The following is a 2,857-nucleotide window of genomic DNA, read 5'->3' on the forward strand; positions in this document are numbered from 1 at the left end:
GTCCACCGCCTCCTCGAAGGAGAGCGTCACCTCGGTCTCGACGTCGGCGCCGCGCCGGGGCTGGGCCTACCGCGGGCCGCCCGGGACGGCTCCGGCCGCCGCCGGCCCTCCGCGCTGCCGCTGCTCGCCCTGCTGATCGCCGTCACCGCGACCGGCTTCGGCGCCACCCTGCTCGCCTCCGTGGACCACGGCAGGCTGCACGCCGGACGGGTCGCGACCGGCGGCGACATCGCCGTCTCCGTCCCGGACTACGCGACCCTGCCGGACCCGTTCCTCAAGGCCGTGGGCGGACTCCCGGAGGCCCGGAGCGCGACCGCGGTCCGGGTGGACCAGCGCGCGCGGTTCGTCGGCGCCGGCCCCAACGACTACACCAAGGTGACCCTGGTGGTCGCCGAGCCGACCGCGTACGCCGCGATCGCCCGCACCCTCGGGGCGGGCGCGTTCGACCCGGCGAAGCTCGCCGGCACCCCCGGCGGCCCGGACACCCCGGTACCCGCGCTGTTCAGCCGCGACCTGGCCGCGCGCCTGGCCGCCGGCGCGCCGACGCTGCACCTGTCGACCGCGAGCGAACTGCGCACCACCGTCGCCGGGATCGTCACCGCGACCCCGGCACTGCCGGAGCCGGAGCAGCCGTTCGTCGTGGTGCCCAGCGGCCCCGCCGTGGAACGCCTGCCGGAACTCGGCCGGTGGACCGGGTGGCTGGCCGTCGGCGACGGCCTCGACCCCGGGCGGATCAGGTCGCTCCTCCTGGAGCGGGGCCTGGTCGAGCCGACCGGCCTCGACAAGCTGATCGCGGACGAGGCCGCGGCGGCCGGCCGGGGCAGCCACGGACTGCCGCCCGCCTACCGGGTCGGCAGCAGCCGCGAGTACGCCGCGCAGCTCGCCGACGACCCGTTGCAGCAGGCCGCCGGACGGCTGTTCTGGTACGCGGCCCCGGCCAGCGCCGGATTCGCCGTCCTCGCGGTCCTGTTGACGCTGCTGCGGGCCGCGCCCGACCGTACGACGGTGCTCGCCCGGCTGCGCACCATGGGCCTGCGGCCCCGGCAGGGGCTGGCGCTGATCATCGCCGAGGCGCTGCCGCGGACCCTGGCGGCGGCCGTCGGCGGCGCCGGGGTCGCGGTGCTGGCGGCCGTCCTGCTGGGGCCGGCCTTCGACCTCTCGACCCTGGTCGGGGCCGGGACGGGCGGCTCCCTCGATCCCGCGCCGCTGCCGGTGCTGCTGCCCACCGCGGGCCTGACGCTGGTGGCCTGCCTCGGGGTGGTGCTGGAGACGCTGGTCGCCGGACGGCGGCAGATCGCCACCGAACTGCGCGCGGGGGAGTCCTGAGGGGAGCGGGGGTGAGTGCGGCGAGGGGGCGCGGGAACGGCGAGGCGGCCCGGTCGTGGACCGGACCGCCGGGTACCCCGCCGCCGAAACGATTCAGCCGGTGGGCTGCCGGGTGCGGGCGATCAGCGCGTTGAGCAGTGCGGCCCCGCGCTCGGCGTCGTCGACGCTGACCGCGAAGTCCGTGCCCCGACGGGTGCGGACCACCAGGCAGACGCCCGGGCGCACCATCACGGTGGTGCCGAGCCCGTTGATCCGGTAGCCCCAGCCGCCCGACTGCGCGGCGGTGCGCCGCTCGGCACGGGCGGAGTCGAGCTCGGCGGGGGACCAGCGGCGGGCGGGCCACCCGAACGGGCCGAAGCCGACGGTCAGGCCGCGCTCGGTCACCCGGGCCCGTACCGAGGAGCAGCCGAGGAGCGCGAGGGCGCCGACGGCGAGCGGCAGCACCAGCACCCAGTCCAGGTCGACGACCCCGCTCGCGGTGACCAGCACCCCCGTTACCGAGAGCAGCCCGAGCACCGCGGCGGACAGCTGCAGCCACGGGTTGGCGGCCTGGGAGAGCCAGACGACCTGCTCGCCCGGCGGCACCTCCAGCGCCGGTGCCCCGGCCGCCGGGTGCCGCTCCGGACGGCCGCCGTAGCGCCGGCCGGCCAGCACCGCCAGCACCCCGGCGAGGCCGGTGGCCAGCAGGATCAGGACCACCTCGATGCCCATCGGGGCGGCGTCCTGCCAGCGGGCGCGGTCCAGATTGGCGTGCACGATGGAGGCCTGCGCCCCCGTCAGCAGCACCCCGCCGGCCGCCAGCATCGCCGACCCGACCCCGGGCGTCCGGCCGGCCCAGTACCGCCGCAGGACCACCGAGATCAGCACCAGGACCGCCCAGAACGCGGCCGGGAAGACCGTGGCCGCCGTCAGCGACATCGAGCCGTCGGGTTCCCGCCCGCCCCAGTGGGTGGCCAGTGGGTCCGGCAGCCGGTGGCGCGCCACCAGCGGCAGGGCGACCAGCAGCGCCAGCACCCCGACCGACCAGGCCGCCGCGGCCCAGACGGCGCCACCGGGTGCCGGTGGCCGTGCGGCGGCCGGTTCCGTGGTCGGTTCCGTGGTGTTCCCCGAGTCCGTCACGACATCCCCCTGATCATGTCCACGAGATCGTTCCTGCTGTAGCCGGCCCGGGCCGCGTCCTCGACCAACTGCCGTACCCGGTCCACCAGTTCGGAGCGGGTGTCGGCGCCGGTCGCGATCGTGATGCCGCGGCCCCGGCGGAACTCCAGCACCCCCTCGTCGCGCAGCGTGCGCAGCCCGCGCAGGACGGTGTTGGTGTTCACCCCCAGGGCCCGGGAGAGCTCCCGGGCCGGGGGCAGCTTGTCCCCGGGGGCGCACTCGCCCTCGGCGACGGCTCGTCTGATCGCGCCGGCGACCTGTTCGTGCAGTGGTCGGGTGTCCCCGTCCTCGTAGCCGCGCAGCAGGGCCAGCTCGCCCAGCTCGGCCGGGATCACCCCGACCTGGGAGCCGGTCTTGATGAACTCCACCACCC

General features: G+C 77.0%; 2 protein-coding genes and 1 pseudogene. 1 reads left to right on the plus strand and 2 read right to left on the minus strand.

Translation table 11 applies throughout. The annotated features are described in order from the left end of the window. Positions 1-1,326, plus strand: a pseudogene (locus tag ACWDCZ_RS39970) (hypothetical protein); the annotation flags it as partial. A gap of 93 nt (positions 1,327-1,419) precedes the next feature. Here the strand turns inward: ACWDCZ_RS39970 and ACWDCZ_RS39975 are convergent. Further along, complete coding sequence (locus tag ACWDCZ_RS39975; protein ID WP_449818545.1) at positions 1,420-2,445, minus strand: DUF1648 domain-containing protein; 1,026 nt, start codon at positions 2,443-2,445, stop codon at positions 1,420-1,422. Next, the gene (locus ACWDCZ_RS39980) at positions 2,442-2,789 is read right to left on the minus strand and encodes a GntR family transcriptional regulator (protein ID WP_449818546.1); all 348 of its coding nucleotides are present in this window, start codon (positions 2,787-2,789) and stop codon (positions 2,442-2,444) included. The genes ACWDCZ_RS39975 and ACWDCZ_RS39980 overlap by 4 nt, the downstream gene beginning before the upstream one ends. Positions 2,790-2,857 lie beyond the last annotated feature (68 nt).

This window comes from Kitasatospora sp. NPDC001225 (assembly GCF_053597855.1).